Annotated in this window: 15 protein-coding genes, 1 rRNA gene and 1 riboswitch; of the genes, 9 read left to right on the forward strand and 7 right to left on the reverse strand. The window is 52.0% G+C overall.

Going from position 1 to position 16,180, the window contains the following annotated elements:
- The first annotated feature begins 3 nt into the window (after positions 1-3).
- The 3 genes from rrf (at position 4) to LKH74_RS02835 (ending at position 3,655) form a co-directional block, all read left to right on the forward strand.
- Positions 4-120: ribosomal RNA gene (gene rrf, locus LKH74_RS02825) — 5S ribosomal RNA — on the forward strand.
- 553 nt (positions 121-673) lie between these two features.
- Complete coding sequence (locus LKH74_RS02830; RefSeq protein WP_135368898.1) at positions 674-1,960, forward strand: cation:dicarboxylate symporter family transporter; 1,287 nt, start codon at positions 674-676, stop codon at positions 1,958-1,960.
- A 747-nt stretch (positions 1,961-2,707) separates the two neighbouring features.
- Positions 2,708-2,874, reverse strand: a riboswitch (M-box (ykoK) riboswitch).
- A 217-nt stretch (positions 2,875-3,091) separates the two neighbouring features.
- A complete protein-coding gene (locus tag LKH74_RS02835) occupies positions 3,092-3,655 on the forward strand; it encodes a redoxin domain-containing protein (protein WP_135368899.1) in 564 nt (187 codons plus the stop codon).
- 197 nt (positions 3,656-3,852) lie between these two features.
- Here LKH74_RS02835 and LKH74_RS02840 read toward each other — a convergent pair whose 3' ends face one another.
- Complete coding sequence (locus LKH74_RS02840; protein WP_135368900.1) at positions 3,853-4,200, reverse strand: hypothetical protein; 348 nt, start codon at positions 4,198-4,200, stop codon at positions 3,853-3,855.
- 186 nt (positions 4,201-4,386) lie between these two features.
- On the opposite strand from LKH74_RS02840, the gene LKH74_RS02845 reads away from it, so the two are divergent.
- Both LKH74_RS02845 and LKH74_RS02850 read left to right on the forward strand, forming a co-directional pair.
- Positions 4,387-5,028: an SDR family oxidoreductase gene (locus LKH74_RS02845; protein ID WP_135368901.1), complete on the forward strand. Its 642-nt coding sequence runs from the start codon at positions 4,387-4,389 to the stop codon at positions 5,026-5,028.
- 91 nt (positions 5,029-5,119) lie between these two features.
- The gene (locus LKH74_RS02850; RefSeq protein ID WP_135368902.1) at positions 5,120-5,383 is read left to right on the forward strand and encodes a hypothetical protein; all 264 of its coding nucleotides are present in this window, start codon (positions 5,120-5,122) and stop codon (positions 5,381-5,383) included.
- A 78-nt stretch (positions 5,384-5,461) separates the two neighbouring features.
- Here LKH74_RS02850 and LKH74_RS02855 read toward each other — a convergent pair whose 3' ends face one another.
- Positions 5,462-6,010 carry a TetR/AcrR family transcriptional regulator gene (locus LKH74_RS02855; protein WP_287788015.1) on the reverse strand — a complete coding sequence of 183 codons (549 nt, stop codon included), beginning with the start codon at positions 6,008-6,010 and terminating at the stop codon, positions 5,462-5,464.
- Positions 6,011-6,149: 139 nt separating this feature from the next.
- On the opposite strand from LKH74_RS02855, the gene LKH74_RS02860 reads away from it, so the two are divergent.
- Complete coding sequence (locus LKH74_RS02860; protein ID WP_287788017.1) at positions 6,150-7,325, forward strand: NADH-dependent flavin oxidoreductase; 1,176 nt, start codon at positions 6,150-6,152, stop codon at positions 7,323-7,325.
- 371 nt (positions 7,326-7,696) lie between these two features.
- Here LKH74_RS02860 and gndA read toward each other — a convergent pair whose 3' ends face one another.
- Both gndA and LKH74_RS02870 read right to left on the reverse strand, forming a co-directional pair.
- A complete protein-coding gene (gene gndA, locus LKH74_RS02865; protein ID WP_287788018.1) occupies positions 7,697-9,139 on the reverse strand; it encodes an NADP-dependent phosphogluconate dehydrogenase in 1,443 nt (480 codons plus the stop codon).
- Between the two features lie 152 nt (positions 9,140-9,291).
- Positions 9,292-9,705 carry a MarR family winged helix-turn-helix transcriptional regulator gene (locus tag LKH74_RS02870; RefSeq protein ID WP_287788020.1) on the reverse strand — a complete coding sequence of 138 codons (414 nt, stop codon included), beginning with the start codon at positions 9,703-9,705 and terminating at the stop codon, positions 9,292-9,294.
- 82 nt (positions 9,706-9,787) lie between these two features.
- Here LKH74_RS02870 and LKH74_RS02875 point away from each other — a divergent pair, with 82 nt between their 5' ends.
- Entirely contained in the window at positions 9,788-10,225 is a 438-nt protein-coding gene (locus LKH74_RS02875) for a GNAT family N-acetyltransferase (protein WP_287788022.1), read from the forward strand.
- Here the strand turns inward: LKH74_RS02875 and LKH74_RS02880 are convergent.
- A complete protein-coding gene (locus LKH74_RS02880) occupies positions 10,222-10,908 on the reverse strand; it encodes a Crp/Fnr family transcriptional regulator (protein ID WP_287788024.1) in 687 nt (228 codons plus the stop codon). The two genes, LKH74_RS02875 and LKH74_RS02880, sit on opposite strands and share 4 nt — an antisense overlap.
- 88 nt (positions 10,909-10,996) lie before the next feature.
- On the opposite strand from LKH74_RS02880, the gene LKH74_RS02885 reads away from it, so the two are divergent.
- Positions 10,997-11,749 carry an SDR family NAD(P)-dependent oxidoreductase gene (locus LKH74_RS02885; protein ID WP_287788027.1) on the forward strand — a complete coding sequence of 251 codons (753 nt, stop codon included), beginning with the start codon at positions 10,997-10,999 and terminating at the stop codon, positions 11,747-11,749.
- Positions 11,750-11,856: 107 nt separating this feature from the next.
- On the opposite strand, the gene zwf is transcribed toward LKH74_RS02885, so the two are convergent.
- Positions 11,857-13,344 (reverse strand): glucose-6-phosphate dehydrogenase, encoded by a 1,488-nt coding sequence (gene zwf / locus LKH74_RS02890; RefSeq protein WP_135368910.1) that lies wholly within the window; start codon positions 13,342-13,344, stop codon positions 11,857-11,859.
- A 609-nt stretch (positions 13,345-13,953) separates the two neighbouring features.
- Complete coding sequence (locus LKH74_RS02895; protein ID WP_135368911.1) at positions 13,954-14,796, reverse strand: aldo/keto reductase; 843 nt, start codon at positions 14,794-14,796, stop codon at positions 13,954-13,956.
- Positions 14,797-15,035: 239 nt separating this feature from the next.
- Between LKH74_RS02895 and LKH74_RS02900 the strand changes: the two genes are divergently transcribed.
- Entirely contained in the window at positions 15,036-15,842 is an 807-nt protein-coding gene (locus LKH74_RS02900; RefSeq protein ID WP_287788030.1) for an Ig-like domain-containing protein, read from the forward strand.
- Positions 15,843-16,180 lie beyond the last annotated feature (338 nt).

Genomic DNA, 16,180 nt, shown 5'->3' on the forward strand with positions numbered 1-16,180 from the left:
TAGTGTGGTGGCGATAGCCTAAAGGATACACCCGTTCCCATGCCGAACACGGAAGTTAAGCTTTAGCACGCCGATAGTAGTTGGGGGATCGCCCCCTGCGAGGATAGGACGTTGCCACGCGACTGAAGGAACCCTGTGAGGGTTCCTTTTTTTATACCTAAAAACCTAGCGCGGCAAACGAGAGCAGCCCCGTCAGCGGCCCGCCCACCATCTGGCCAAACGGCTGTGACGGTGGTGCTCCAAAGCGGCTGAGTCCATTTAAGAATCCCCTAACTCTTGAAGGACATGTGTAACCGACCCTCACCTCCAGGATTGGCTTCTAAGCCGAGGTGCGGTTAAGCGTCATCGCGGGGCGGATTTGGCAACGAGCCCCGCTGCCAAATCCGGAAAAATTCTTCGTCAGCTCTTCCTACGACTTGGTCAGTTGACCGAACTCACCGAAAATCAGCCATTTAAGTGGGGTAGGACCGCGACTAGGTGGATTGTCTGTCAACGATACCCGACAAATTTGGCGACGTGTGTGGCGCTGACAAGGGGGATTTTGCCGGTGCGTTCGATTGGGCACTATCTTTTCCCGGGGGGACCAGTGTGCTATGATTATTAGTGTCGCAGCAAAACACCGTTAAAGTTGTCTTGAAAACAAACACATACAGAGAGAATGGGTGGAATTAGCATGCAGAAATACCGCAAGTACCGTCTGAGTCTGGGCTGGCAAATCTTAATTGGCCTGGTGCTCGGGGTGGTCTTAGGTGCCGTCTTTTATCAAAACAAAGTGGCCATCACGGCAATGCAAAATATTGGGAACATGTTCATTGGGCTGATCCAAATGATCGTGCTGCCCATCGTGGTGTCGTGTCTGACTGTGGGGATCGCCAATATGGGGGATATCAAGCAGTTGGGCCGGGTCGGTGGGAAGACCATCATCTACTTTGAAATCATGACGACCATCGCCATTGCCTTAGGGCTGTTGGTGGGTAACATCTTTAAGCCGGGGGATTTTATCGATATTCATCAACTACATAGTACCGATATCAGTCAGTACGTGTCCTCGGCCAAGTCCGCTGGGAATACCGGAATCTGGTCCACGTTGATGGGGATTATCCCGACCAATATCTTCAAATCCCTGTCCGAGGGTGACATGATGCCCGTCATCTTCTTTTCCGTCTTCTTTGGGCTGGGAACGGCCGCGATTGGCAAACAAGGACAGGTCATCATTGATGTCTTGGATGCCGTTTCGCAGGTCATGTTCCGGGTCACCAACTGGGTCATGCACACCGCGCCAATCGGGGTCTGTGCTTTGATTGGGGTCACCATTGCGCAAATGGGACTGTCGGCCCTGGCACCGCTGGGGTATTTCATTGTCCTGGCCTACGCAACAATGGCGTTGTTCATTCTGGTCTTCATGGGGCTGGCCGCGCGGTTGTTCGGCTTTCGGCTCTGGGATCTGTTGTACGTGATCAAGGACGAAGCGGTCTTGGCCTTTTCCACGGCCAGTTCCGAGGCGGCTTTACCGCGGTTGATCGATAAAATGGACAAGTTCGGGGTCAGTCAAGGGATCGTGTCGTTCGTGATTCCGACCGGCTACACGTTTAACCTGGATGGGTCCGCTATCTACCAATCACTGGCTGCCTTGTTCCTGGCGCAAGCCTACCACATCAACCTGAGCCTGGGGCAACAGATCACCTTGCTGGTGGTGCTGATGATCACCAGTAAAGGGATGGCCGGGGTGCCAGGGGCCTCGTTTGTGGTCCTGTTAGCCACCGTTTCCACGATTGGGGTGCCGATGAGCGGGTTGACTTTCATCGCCGGCATCGACCGCCTCGTCGACATGGGGCGGACCGCGGTCAACGTGGTCGGCAACTCACTGGCAACCGTGATCATCGGGAAATCCGAACACGAATTCAGTGAAGAAAAGAGTCAGACCTACCTGCAACAGATTCGCACCGCTAAAACAAAATAAACGCAAAAAAGCAGCAACGCCGTCCCTCTTTTGGGAGTGCGTTGCTGCTTTTTTCGTGGTGCGTATTTGGCAAATACCAGCACATCCAAGACACGTGGTCACGGCTTAGCGGGGTGATTCCCATCAGCCCATGGGCCCTAACAGGTGGCTTGGATAACCAGTTTCAGTTTGGTATTCATTATTCGTATCGACCGTCAGAGATTAAAAACCGACCTAGTTGAAACGGCGTCAGTTACGAAATGTTTTTCTCCCCACTGGGTTCCCCCAGCGGTGAAGCATCGCTACGTGGCGTAACGCTATGGGACTAGCACGTCAATGCATCATGGTCGCATAGTCGCCGAGAAAGACTGGTAACTCTAGCTTGCGTTATCCATTAAGTGGCTGGAACCCAACTGGTCCACGAACGAATTCGGGAAGTTCAGACGAGTTACGGTCGGCTGCAACACCGACAGCGTCTGAAATAAAGTGGCCAGTTGTTTCCGTTTAAAGTCTACGAGTCGAACCTCCGCATCAAGCTACGGGGTCCGGAATCGGGAAAGCTAGAGTGGTGTCCTCCTCAAAGCGTCAACCAAGAGGCTTGAACAGACGGTAACTTTCCCACCGGCGAGTAATAACACGCTCCAGGATCATCTAAAAGTTGCGTTGTCATGTTCAATCACCTCCTGTAGTAAGTCGACAGTGACAACTGCGGACAAATTAAAAGCGCCTAGCCACGACCAGCTAAGCGCACCTTAAAGAACAAGTGTGAGTATTGGCTAGTCGTTGAGTTTTAGCACTATACGGCGTAGTTAGTTTCATAACAGCTACATTAGATCAGGCCTTCTGTTGACCTGAACAGCTGACTCATTGGCGTTTCTCGACGTTTCTGAGCAGTAGCATTTTCCGTATAGGAGCCTCACCTAACAGCTTCTAATTTATCTTACGTACATAGTATATCTGGTTCTCATCCAGATTGCAAGAAAAAAGTCCAAGTTCTACCGAATAATAATTATAATAACTAACTATAAATATACTTATAACGCGGGCTTTACTAGCCTAACTCTACTTTAGAATCATTCTTGATTTAATTGGTAAAACCGCGTATGCTAAGGGTGCATCAAAAAGAAAACAAGAATTGAGGGGAGTTTTATCATGAATTACATTGGTTCTGCGTTACCCGATTTTCAAGTAAATGCTTATCAAAACGGCGAGGTCAAGGCCTTAACGCCGACTGACCTGTTGGGGCACTGGTCAGTACTGTTCTTTTACCCAGCGGACTTCTCATTCGTTTGTCCCACGGAACTGGGGGATTTGGCGACGCACTATAGCGAGTTTCAAAAGTTAGGCGCCGAAATCTACAGTGTTTCCGAAGACACGGAGTTTGTGCACCAGGCTTGGCATGAGCAGAGTACCGAGGTGGGCCAAGTGGCTTACCCGATGATTGCGGACCCAGCGGGCGTCTTGGCGCGGCACTATGACGTGTTGGACGAGGATGCCGGGCAAGCCTACCGCGGCGTCTTCATCTTGGACCCAGCTGGTAAGGTGCGTTCCTACACCATCAACGATATGGGCATCGGCCGCAACGCCGCAGAAGTCTTGCGGACGCTGACCGCCGCCCAATTCGTGGCAGAACACGGCGACCGCGTTTGCCCAGCCAACTGGCACGCTGGCGAAAAGACGCTGAAGCCCGGAACTGACCTGGTGGGGAAGATTTAAACGCCTGGTTCAATTAATTAGATTAGAACGAAGAGAGTGGGGCAAAAGGCGATTAGCCAGCGAAGTTTAAGCGGAACCGGCTGCCTTTGGGCGCACATTTCAGCTATGTAAGACATAAAAGCGCCTGAGCGGTATTTGCTCAGACGCTTTTGTGCGCAAAAAAAAGACAGCCAGGCTTCCCTAACCGTCTCCAAGACCTATTTGCCTTCTGCGATGCCGGCGTACTGTTGAGCGTACCAGCCGTCCCAGGTCAGGTCCTTTAACGTGCCACTAGCCGTGTAGGGCAAGTTGACCGTCTTTAAAATCGTTAAGAACAGGTCGCGCTTGTTGGCCAAGACACCTGCGGCCAATTGGTCGGGGCTAAAGTTTAAGTTGGCGTAAATGTACATGTTGATATCGTTCATGGCGTAATCAACCTTGTATGAGGCCAAGATTTCCAGGTCGTTGGTCCGGTAGTGTTTCAAATAGAAATGAACAAAGTCAGTTAATGCGGTGTTTTGGGCGGTTTCGTCCAAGTCACTAATGGTTAAATCAGGATTTTGCAAAATTTGAGACCTCCTCAAAATGTCTAGCTTTCACGAGTATCGGTCAAATCGGTCGGTGCCCTTTCTACATTATATGGCATCGGACGGCTTGGGGTAAAGGAAACTCACCGAAAAATTTCACCAGTCAACCGAACTGGTCTAGGGTATAATGGAAAACAGAAGTTTGTGAAGGGAGTTAGATGAGAGATGCGGGTAATGATCGTAGGCGCCAATGGTGAAGTGGGGCGCCTGTTAGTGGCGCAGCTGTTGGCTAATGGGGATGAACCCATCGCCGGGTTGCGCGCGGATGAAGATGGTGAGGACTTGGAAGACCAAGGCATTGCCGTGCGGCGAGTGGACTTGTTGGCCAAGCCAGAGCGCATTGCCAGTACCCTGATGGATGCTGAAGCGGTCATCTTCGCCGCGGGTTCTGGGGGCCGCACCAAGGACGACATGACCTTGTTGATCGACTTAGATGGTGCCGTCAAGACCATGCAGGCCGCCGAAATTGCCGGGGTCAAGCGCTTCATGATGATCAGCATGCTATTTGCCGAAGACCGTAACCGCTGGGCGGACCCGCTCAAGCCGCTGTACGTGGCGAAATTTTACGCCGACAACTGGCTGGTCCACCAGACCCACTTGGCGTATACCATCGTGCAACCGGGCGCGCTGTCCTTTCACGCGGGTACGGGCAAGGTGCAAAGCGACCCGTTGGCCGTGGGCAGCATTCCCCGCGCCGATTTAGCCGCATTCATGGTGGCCGCCTTGCACGCGCCACAGACGATTGGCAAGACCATTCCGTTACTCAGCGGGGAGCAGCCTATCCAAACGGTTATTGACCAATTATGAGCATAATGGTCGCGTCTGGTCGCCGTTCTTGCTAAAATAAGGATATTGATAGGACGTGTCCGTCAGGATTTTCGCTAAGGAGGTTACGGTTATGACTGAGAACTTGGTTTTAGCCCCGCCGGCAGCCCGCGAGTTAGCGCATCACCTGGACGAATGGGCCAAATGGCGGCAGACCAATGACCGGACCACGGCCGATGTAGACTGGGACCGGTTCATTGCTAAGAGTCGCGAGAAGGCTCAGTGGCAGGCTGGTTTAGCCGCCGAGATTGACCACTGGGAAAACCTGCATGCGATTCAATTGGCGTTAGAAGAACGATTAGCCGGGACCACAGCTGGTGGTCATACGCGGCAATAGAGTTTGATATCGAAGAAAGGCCTCCGTGGTTGCGGGGGCCTTTTGGTTGCGCTAAAAATAAATCTCTCAACCGCCACCCTAGCGCGGCTCCGGCACCGCCGTTAAGGTAATTTCACACAAGCAAGCCGGCATGAACAAATGCAGGTCACTTGCCAGCTCGCTGGCCGCTTGCTGCATGCCGGTCAAGGCCCACTGCCGCGTGTAGGCGACGAACCCGTCGGCGAAGAATTGCAGCGCCTTTTGGTCGTCAGTCGTCAGCCGATGGGTGCTGTGGCGCGCGATGATAGCTGCGAAGTGGGTTACCAGGTGTTGCCGGAAAAAGTCGGTGAAGGAGTTTTGGCCAGTCGCACGGAAAGCAGCGTCGAAGAATGCCGCGTGCGTCTCAAAGTAGCATAACATTTTGGTGAAGATGCCTTGCCACGTGTAGGCGTCACAGTCGCGAAAAATGGCCGTCATGGCCTCGGTGTAGTAACTATTGATAACGTCATACTTGTCAGAAAAATATTTATAAAACGATCCGCGACTCACCGTGGCCTCTGCCAGGATATCGTTGACCGTGATGTCCTTGATGGCCTGGCGTTGGGCCAGGGTGTAGACGCTTTGTAAGATCTGGTGGCGAATATCCATCAGCTGGGCCTCCTCGTGGATAGAATCTAATTTTTGTTCAAAAATGAACAAATTGCACGTAATATTCGTTACTAATAATAAGCGATTCTGGTATGGTAGACAAGTAAAGTTCTTACCAATTCCTGAGGAGGCTATTTGTATGAGTCGTTATCAATTTTTGCAATCAGCTACGTTGAAATCCGGCGTGAAGGTGAAAAACCGCGTCGTGTTACCGCCAATGACCGAATGCATGGCGTTAGCCAACGGGGAAGTTTCCCGTGATGAACTGCGCTATGCCGCCATTCACGCGGGTGGCGTGGGGCTGTTCATTACCCCTGTCGCTTACGTCAATGCCCGCGGCAAGGGGTTCGAAGGCGAACTCTCCGTGGCCGATGACCGCTTCATTCCGGGCTTGAACAAGCTGGCCACGACCATCCAACAGAAGGGCACCAAGGCCATTTTACAGATCTTTAGTGCCGGGCGGATGTCCAGTTCCGCTATCCTACGCGGCCAAAAGACCGTGTCTGCCAGTGCCGTAGCGGCACCACGACCGGGGATGGAAACGCCGGAAGAGCTGACCAATGCGGAGATTGAGCAGACGATCACGGACTTCGGTGAAGCCACGCGGCGGGCCATTCAGGCCGGATTTGATGGCGTCGAGATCCACGGGGCCAACACCTACTTGATCCAGCAGTTCTTCTCTCCCCACAGTAATCGGCGGACCGACAAGTGGGGCGGGTCCGTTGAAAAACGGATGACCTTCCCGCTACGCGTGGTTGACGCGGTCCAAACGGCCGTCAAGACTTACGCCGACCGGCCATTTATCGTCGGTTACCGTTTCTCACCGGAAGAAATCGAAGAGCCCGGCATCCGGATGGCCGATACGCTTAAGCTGGTTGCCAAGCTGGATACCTTGGGCTTGGATTACCTGCACGTTTCCATGGGCAACGTTTGGCGGCCGTCGATCAATGATCGAAGCGATAAGACGCCGTTGATCGACCAGATTCAAGACGCGGTCACGGCCACGCCATTGATCTCCGTCGGCAACGTCAAGACGCCTGTCGACGCCGAACGTGTGATGGAAGCCGGCATTGATTTCGTCGCCATCGGCCGGGAAAGCATTCGGGAACCGCACTGGGTCGAAAAAGTTGAGGCGGGTGCCGAGGAAAGCATTCGCTACACCTTGCCACTGACCGACCTCGATGAACTGGGAATCGCCTCACCGTACTTTGACTTTCTGGCGGGGATGGATGCCGGGGGCGCCCACATCGGTTTTGAACCGGCGTTAGCCACGACTGAAAAAGGCAACGCCAAGGATTTAGTCTTTCGGAAATAACCACTGAAAGCTCTGACAGTCGCGGGAAATCTTTCTCGTGCTTGCTAGAGCTTTTTTAGCATGCGACTCATGGCGGTAAAAAATCCTCACAATGCGAACTTCCGGCTATGGTAATACGTGTTAATGACGGTCACCTTAACCCCAGGTAGTAGCTGCATTGACGACTAGAGTTTCATTAACACAGTGTTACTGATAGACGCCAACCTTGCCGGAGGCAGCCAGGGTGGAACCAGCGAGTCGGAAGACCGTCCCTCAGGCTGCAGGCACCTGGTCTCATCCATGTTGTCAGAACACCGCCACAACCCTCAGGAAATCAACAAAAAAGCGCATAGCCATCGCGGCCATGCGCTTTTCCCTTAACGACATTAAATTTATTGTTCTTCGTACCAAGTGTAGTGGAAGTTCCCTTCGCGGTCATTCCGTTCGTAAGTGTGGGCACCGAAGTAGTCCCGTTGTGCTTGTAACAAGTTAGCAGGTAAGACTTCTGCGCGGAAGCTGTCATAGTAAGTGATGGCAGCGGACAGACTTGGAACGGGGATGCCGGCTTGAACGGCCATGGCAACCACGTCACGGATGGATTGTTGATACTTGCTGGCGATATCCTTGAAGTAGCTATCGAACAGCAGGTTGGTCAACTTCGGATCCTTATCGAAAGCGTCGGTGATGTTTTGCAGGAATTGGGCCCGGATAATGCAACCGCCACGCCAAATTTGTGCTAATTCACCAAACTTCAGGTCCCAATCGTTGGCTTCGGAAGCGAAGCGCAATTGTTCGAAGCCTTGGGCGTAACTCATCAATTTCCCAAAGAAGAGGGCTTGACGCACTTCTTCAACGAACTTGTCCTTGTCGGCGATGTCAGCCTGGCCTTGCTTTTCAGCAGCTGGTAAGACCTTCGAAGCCTTGACCCGTTCGTCCTTCAACATGGAAATGTAACGGGCGTAAACGGCTTCCGTAATCACGGATTGTGGGACTTGAACGTCGAGGGCATCTTCAGAACTCCACTTTCCAGTCCCCTTGTTGTTCCCACGATCCTTGATGGCATCGACGATTGGCAAGTTCTTGTCGTCGCCCAAGTCATCCTTACGGGAAAGGATGTCGGCAGTGATTTCGATCAAGTAGCTGTCGAGTTCGCCCTTGTTCCATTCCTTGAAAATGTCAGCCATATCATCAACGGAAATGCCGGCGACGTTACGCATGATGTTGTAGCTTTCATCGATCAGCTCTTCATCACCGTATTCGATCCCGTTGTGGACCATCTTAACGTAGTGGCCAGCACCATTCGGGCCGATGTAAGTGACACAAGGCTTGCCATCTTGAGGCGCCTTAGCGGCAATCTTGGTCAAAATCGGTTCAACCAGGTCGTAGGCTTCCTTTTGACCACCAGGCATCAGTGAAGGCCCTTGTAAGGCCCCCAGTTCACCACCGGAAACCCCCATACCAATGAAGTTGATCCCGGACTTGTCCAGTTCGGCGTTACGGGCCATCGTGTCGTGGAAGTTGGTGTTCCCACCGTCGATCAGCACGTCACCCTTATCAAGTAGTGGCAACAGTTCATGAATGACTGCGTCGGTTGGCTTTCCGGCCTTGACCATCAAGAGAATCCGCCGTGGCGTTTCCAAGGAGTTGACGAAGTCTTCAATCGTGTAGCTGGGAACCAGCTTCTTTTCACTGTGGTCCTTCATGACCTGTTCAGTCTTGCTGCTGGTCCGGTTGAAAATGCCCACGGTGTACCCGCGGCTTTCGATGTTCAGGGCTAAGTTCTTGCCCATGACCGCCATACCAACAACACCAATATTTGCTTTTTGATCTGCCATTAGTAACCTTCCTTTTTGTGTCAAAATTAGTAACGACTTTCCATCAGCTAGTGTAGCATTGAACAATTTGAAAGGAAACTTATTTGACTTGTTTTGGTGAAAAAGATTCGTTTGGTTTCAAAACGGCCAGCTGAAATGAGAGCACCCGGCAATCATTGACGAAGGTTGGCGGCCACTTTGGCTAATAATTCTGTTAGGATGGCCTGCTCACCGGGGGAGAGCGCCCGCGTGCCGTCCGCGATGATTTGCGTTTCGTAGGCCGTTAGTTCGGGATAGCGGGCCCGACCAGCCGCGGTGGGCACCAACGGCCGCCGCTTCTTGTCAGCGGCGTCGATACCACGGGTCACGTAGCCGTTGGCAATCAGCTTTCTTACGGTCCGCAGGCAGGTCGACGGGTCGACGTGTAGTTGGGCGGCCAGCTCCGTTTGGGTGATGCCGGGCGTCTCAATGATGCGCATCAGGTAAATGAATTGGTTGTTACCCAGGTGTTCAGCCTGAAAAAGGCGATTGCCCCGGGTGGCCGTTACTCGGGCAATCAGGCCGATACTGCGAAATAAATTAGGCATAATTTCTCCTTTCTAGTTGCATTTGCAATTAAAATGACCGATACTATTAAAAACAGTATACCATAGAGAGAAGACGATTGACTTGGAATGGCAAACAAAACGGTTTGATGAATTATCAACTAAAGATTTATATCATCTTGCATATGAACGTACTCGGACCTTTGTCGTGGCGCAGAAACGGGCTTACCAGGAAATTGACGACACGGACTTAGTCGCCCATCACGTCTTGGGTTACGATGACGGCCAATTGGTCGCCTACGCCCGCATTTTTCGCGTGGGGGACCACGTCACGTTTGGCCGGGTCCTGACGATTCCGGAACGCCGGGGCACAGGACTAGGCCGGCCGCTAATGGCCCAGATTGAAGCCGACCTGCACGCCAGTTTTCCGGGGGTGCCCGTTAGCATCGAAGCACAAGTCGACAAGCAGCACTTCTATGAAAAGTTTGGGTACACCGCACGGGGCGATGTGTTTGATTTCCAAGGTACGCCCCACATCGAAATGACTAAGCCGGGGCTTTAGTCGTTGGTGTGTAACAGCTCCGGACTGCATCGTTGAATCAAGGCCGGCCAGTCGGTAACCGTTAGCGTTTTGCGCGCCGTGGTCACGATGCCCAGCTGCCGGAGCTTCTGTAAGACGCGAGTAAACGTCAACAGCGGCAGACCAATGTTGCTGGCCATCGCTGCCTGGGTCAACACGATACCGTGGGGCTTGAGGAGCTGTTCGTACTGGTACAGGTAGTTGCAAACCTTGGTCGTGCTGTCCTGGGTAGCCAGGATTACGGCGTCGTAGAGCAAGATGCTACTGAAATCGGCATACTGCCGCAACATGGCCAGTGCCAAGGCCGAATTTGTCGCCAACAGGTCGGCCAGTCGGCGCTGTGGCAGCGGCGTCACCACGGCATCCGTTTGCGCCTTGACCAAAAAAGCGTCCCGTTCCATACGGTATTGCCGCTCCACCGGGCTATAGAGTGGAAAAAGGCCACCGGGGCCGATAAACAATTCGGTCTTTTCGCTACCGGTCGAGCCGTCTAAAATGTAAAACCGCAACACGCCGCGATGGACGTAGAAACTACGCGTCATGAATTCGCCAATGGTCACGAGCTGGTCGGTAGCCGCGACTGACTGGGGCGAACGGCCAGCCGTCAGTTGCGGCTGAAAGGCGGTAAAGGTCCCGTCGTAATAGTATTCAGGAATTTTTAACATCGGTCGTTGTCCACCTCACTTGATGTATAAGCGCTTTCAATTATAGCTTAAAATGGGGGCTGAAAACAAAGCTAAGGAGTGATTTTGGATGACGAAAAAAGTAGCAGTGATTACCGGTGGGACTAGCGGTATTGGACTGGCAACGTCGCAAAAATTTGTGCAAGAGGGGTATCGCGTGGTGGCCGCCAGCGTCGATGCTGCGGATAAGGTCGCCGCAGCCCAAGCCCAAATCGATTCGCCGGACTTTGACGTCGTTAGCTGTAACGTGGCTGATCGTGCGGCTGTGCAACAGGTCATTGCCAGCGTGGTTGAAAAATACGACCGCATCGACGTATTGGCCAACGTGGCCGGCGTTTTAGCCAAGGAAGTCGACCTGACCGAGGCCGACCTGGACAACGTGGAACAGACGATTCAAATCAATTTGCTGGGGAGCATCTACGTGGCTAAGGCCGTGGCCCAGGTCATGAAGCAACAGGGGAGCGGAACCATCATCAACGTCGGGTCAATCGATGGTGTGATGGCCAACCACGAATCCATCGCCTACCATGCCTCCAAGGGCGGCATTCACATGTTCACCAAAGCACTGGCCCGCGAATTGAGTCCCTTTGGCATTCGCGTCGTGTGTGTTGCGCCAGGCTGGGTCGATACGGGGATGGTTCCGGACAAGGCCCGCGCCTATGGCTCAAAGCTCCTGATGAAGGGCCGGTTGATCACCACCGATGAGTTGGCTGGGGCTATCTGGCTGATGACCTTACCGGAAGCCGCTGCGATCAATGGTAGCGTGGTCATGGCCGATGATGGTTACGCGGAATTCAAGGGAATGGGGATTTTGGATTTGTAATACCGGCCGACTGACGAACGGCAGGCGACCATGACCCCCTCATTTCGTCATAACCAAAAAAACCGCCAACCATCAAGCCATGGTCGGCGGTTTTATTTCGATTAAATTTAGTTGTTCAAACGGTAGACCCATTCACGGTGGTCGCGTTGAATTAATTCTTCAGCGGCGGCAGGTCCCATGGAATGTGGCGTGTAGTTCGGGAAGTTAGGTGCTTGTAAGTCCCAAACACGACGGATTTGGTCCACGAACTTCCAAGCGTAGGAAACTTCTGGCCAGCTGGAGAAGTTGGTCCCGTCACCCTTCAAGACGTCGTGTAACAGGCGTTCGTAAGGTTCTGGTGTTTCCTTAGACTTTTCGGCGTCAACCAAGTAGTCCAACTTGATGGGTTCCGTTGAGAACGTGGCGTCGTTAGTCTTGGCGTTCAATTGCAGGGAGAACCCAGCGTGTGGTTCAACGAAGATCGTCAAAACGTTGGCTGCCAGTGGCGTGTTTTGAGATTGTGGGAAGGCAAAGATGTCGACTAATGGCCGCTTGAAGACAACGTCCACCCGCGTAAATTTGTCAGCTAACATCTTCCCAGTCCGAACGTAGAATGGGGTACCAGACCAACGGTAGTTGTCGAATAACAACTTCCCGGCAACGAACGTTTCAGTCGTTGAGTCAACCGGCACATTGTCTTCGTGACGGTAGTCGGGTTGGTTGTCGATCGAGCCGTATTGGCCGCGGACAAAGTTGGTAGCGGCATCGGCTACGTTGTAAACGCGCAGACTCCGTAAAGCCTTGACTTTTTCAGCCCGGATATCGGTATCCGTGAAGGCGACAGGTTGTTCCATGGCTAACAGGGAAACGATTTGCATGATGTGGTTTTGGACCATATCCCGCAAAGCCCCACTGTTGTCGTAGTAAGAAGCCCGTTCTTCGACCCCTAATTTTTCAGACAGGGTCACTTGGATGTTGTCGATGTAACGGTTGTTCCATAAGGATTCGACCAACGTGTTCCCGAAACGCAGCGCTTCGATGTTTTGGATCATTTCCTTACCCAAGTAGTGGTCGATCCGGAAGATTTGTTCTTCCTTGAAGGACTTGCTTAAGGCGTCGTTCAATTGCTTAGCGGAGTCAAAGTCGCGGCCAAATGGCTTTTCAATGACCAACCGGTTGAAGGCGTCTTTGTTCTTGGACATCAAGCCTTGGGTCTTCAAATCTTGGGCAATCGTGCCGAAGAATTGTGGGGCCATGGACAGATAGAAGATGCGGTTACCTTGTAACTTGTACTTCTTGTCCAGCTTTTCGGCGGCGTCCTTCAAGACGGAATAGTGCGCCGTGTCGGTAACGTCGTGAGCTTGGTAGTAGAAATGAGAAATAAAGTCGCTGGCTTCTTTTGAGTCGGCGCGGTTGCCACTGTCAGCTAGAGATTTCTTAACTGCAGCGCGGAATTTGTCGTCGTCCAATGTTTGCCGGGAAGTCCCGATAACGGCGAAATGCGTCCGTAAGCTACCTTTGCGATAAAGGTTAAACAGACTAGGGTAAAGTTTCCGGTAAGCCAAGTCACCGGTACCCCCGAAGAACATGAATAAAGCTGTGCGTTCAGTTGCCACGAGATCGTCACTCCTTAAGATTGATTACGTTATATGAGCAGTATCTACAAATTTAAAAAAACATGCGTTAGAGACTATCGGTTATCCAAGGCGGTGAGCAAGGCCACCTCAGGTCCGCGAGTTGCCTAAACACTGTCTAGACCACTTCGGGAATTTATTATACGCTACTTTGCCGTGAAACGCGACCTTTTTAAAGCAAGAATTTAAAATTTAGACAACCGGTTGCATTGGCTTAAAATCAACGTTTTCATGAATTTCGCGTTTTCATGAAAACGTTTATATTTTTGGCCAAGTCTCATGGAAGCGACTTTCGTTCGTTACTTTTTTGAAATCGCTACCACCTGTAGTCTAGCAGAAATGGTCCTGCGTGTAACGTGAGAAGGGGCGGAATGGTTAAAATTTTTAGTAAACGGAAATGAGGGTGTGACAGACGGGCGGTTAACTGGCGAGCATTAACGGTGCTAGGCGGATAATCCTGGTCCTGGATTATTGGCCTAGCAGTGTTAAGCGGAACCAGTTGCCTGTTGGCGCACATTTCGGCTATTTAAAGGCAGCGCAAAAGAGCCTGAACGCGATGTCCAGACTCTATCAGTTTTTTTAAAGTGTAAGTTACTTTGCCAATGCCTTCAACGCGTCAAAGTCCGCTTGACTCAGGTCGATGTCGGCGCCATGAATGTTTTGTAATTCGTGGTCCGTTGACTTGGTCCCGGGGATGGGCAGGATGACGTCGGAGCGCTTCAATAGCCAGGCCAATGCAATTTGGGCCGGTGAAGCGTCGTATTTCTGCGCGATGGTGGTCAACGTCGGATTGTCGATCAGCTTCCCGGTTGCCAGGGGGAACCACGGAATGAAGGCGATGTGGTGCGCGTCGGCGTAGTCCAAGACGTCTTCGTCCTGGCGGTTGCTGAGGTTGTACATGTTTTGCACGGAAACGATGGGCGCGATCTTTTCAGCGGCCTTGAGCTGGTCAACGGAGACCTGGCTCAAGCCGATGTGCTTGATCTTACCCTCGTCTTGCATGTCCTTGAGCACGCCAATCTGGTCGGCCAGCGGTACCGTTGGGTCGATGCGGTGCAGCTGCAGCAGGTCGATGTGGTCCAGCCCCAACGTGAACAGGTTGAGTTCCACCTGTTGCCGCAGGTAGGCGGGCACACCGGTGGGGGTCCAAATGTCTGGGCCTTGGCGTGTCTGCCCGACCTTGGTGGCGACCATCACGTGGTTGTGCGGCCGTTCCTGTAAGGCCTTGCGCAGGTACAGGTTAGCGTAGAAGGGACCGTAAGCATCGGCGGTGTCGATAAAATTAACGCCGTTGTCGATGGCCGTTTCGATTACCTTGACCGCATTGTCCGGGTCAGCCACGGGTCCCCAGACCCCGTTACCGGTCAACTGCATCGTCCCGTAGCCTAACCGATTGACCGTTAAATCATCATCAAATTTAAATGTTTTCTCCATTAGAGTACCACCTAACTGTTAGAATAAGTTTACTGACAATAAGTTAGTCTTTTTAACGGGTAGAAGCAAACATTTAGTTCTGTCTTCAACCATAAATCAAGTTAATCTTAAGGGTGGTTAAAAAAAGCTAAACTCCTGTTCGATTTTGGTTCCTTTTGCGATAAAATCTGTTATACTACTAAGCGGTTAAATAAATTAATGCCGGTGGGAATCGCCGGTAGAATAGGGGTCAGGATATAATGAAAAAATTTATGGTTGCGATGACCGGTTTGGTCACTTTAGCTACTGTTGGCGCTGTTGCCCCAGTTTCCGTGGCGACGCCCGCTGTAACGGCACATGCGGCAACGCACATTGGGCCTAACCTGAGTGTTAACGCGATTTACACGTCTTCCAAGAAGGTTTCTGGGACGGCGACGAAGGGGTCTAAGATCACCGTTAAGGCGACGAAGAACGCCAAGAAGAACTTGGCTAGCGGCACGTCTTCCAAGAAGACTGGTAAGTACAGCATTAAGCTGTCCAAGAAGCTGAAGAAGAACGCTAACGTCTACGTTTATGCAACTAATCCTAAGACCAACACGTCTTTCTACCGGATCATCCGGGTCCAAGCCGCAGCTACTAAGACGGCGACGAAGACCACGACTAAGAAGACTACGACCAAGAAGACGACTACGAAGAAGACCGCAACCAAGAAGACCACGGCTGCTAGCTTCTCCGTTAAGACGCCAACTGGGACTTGGAAGTCCAACACGGCCAACAAGTACTCCCAAAAGTTCGTCTTCAGCCAAAAGACCGGTTTCAACCAAACCCTTTACAAGAACGGCAAGAAAGTGAAGACCTTGGTTTCTTACGCAACTTACAGCGTAAACGCCAAGACCCCAACGTTCTGGAAGATCACTTACACGCCTAAGGGTTCTAAGACGTCCAAGAGCTTCTACATGCACTTTACGTCTGCTAAGAAGTTCAAGATCGTTAACAGCAAGGATAAAGCCATTGCCGTTAAGGCCGGCGTTGCTCCAGCTGCTAAGTGGACATTCACTAAGGCTTAAATCAACTGAATCAGCGTCAACCGCGGCGTCATGCCCGGTTAGCGCAGGGAGGTCGGGACTGCGGTTCTGGCCTTTTTTCTTGTGCGCCCGGCATGGGCAACTAGGCGGTGAAAGTCCGCTGTGGTCCGTAGTAGTTGGAACCACGAGTCGAAGGCAAGGATGTCCATCATGAGGTGGAATCTGAAGGAAGCCCTAGACAAAGTAACGCACTGATGTACAAAAAGCGGCTAAAATACTGAAAATGCTTGGATGAGGTTGCCTAACAAGCTAAGTCCAGTCATTTACAGTAAGGTCGACAGTGATAGGATACGAAAGCTGGCGTTCGTACCCGAGACCGC

The organism is Levilactobacillus sp., assembly GCF_022646225.1.
Classification (GTDB): domain Bacteria; phylum Bacillota; class Bacilli; order Lactobacillales; family Lactobacillaceae; genus Levilactobacillus; species Levilactobacillus suantsaiihabitans.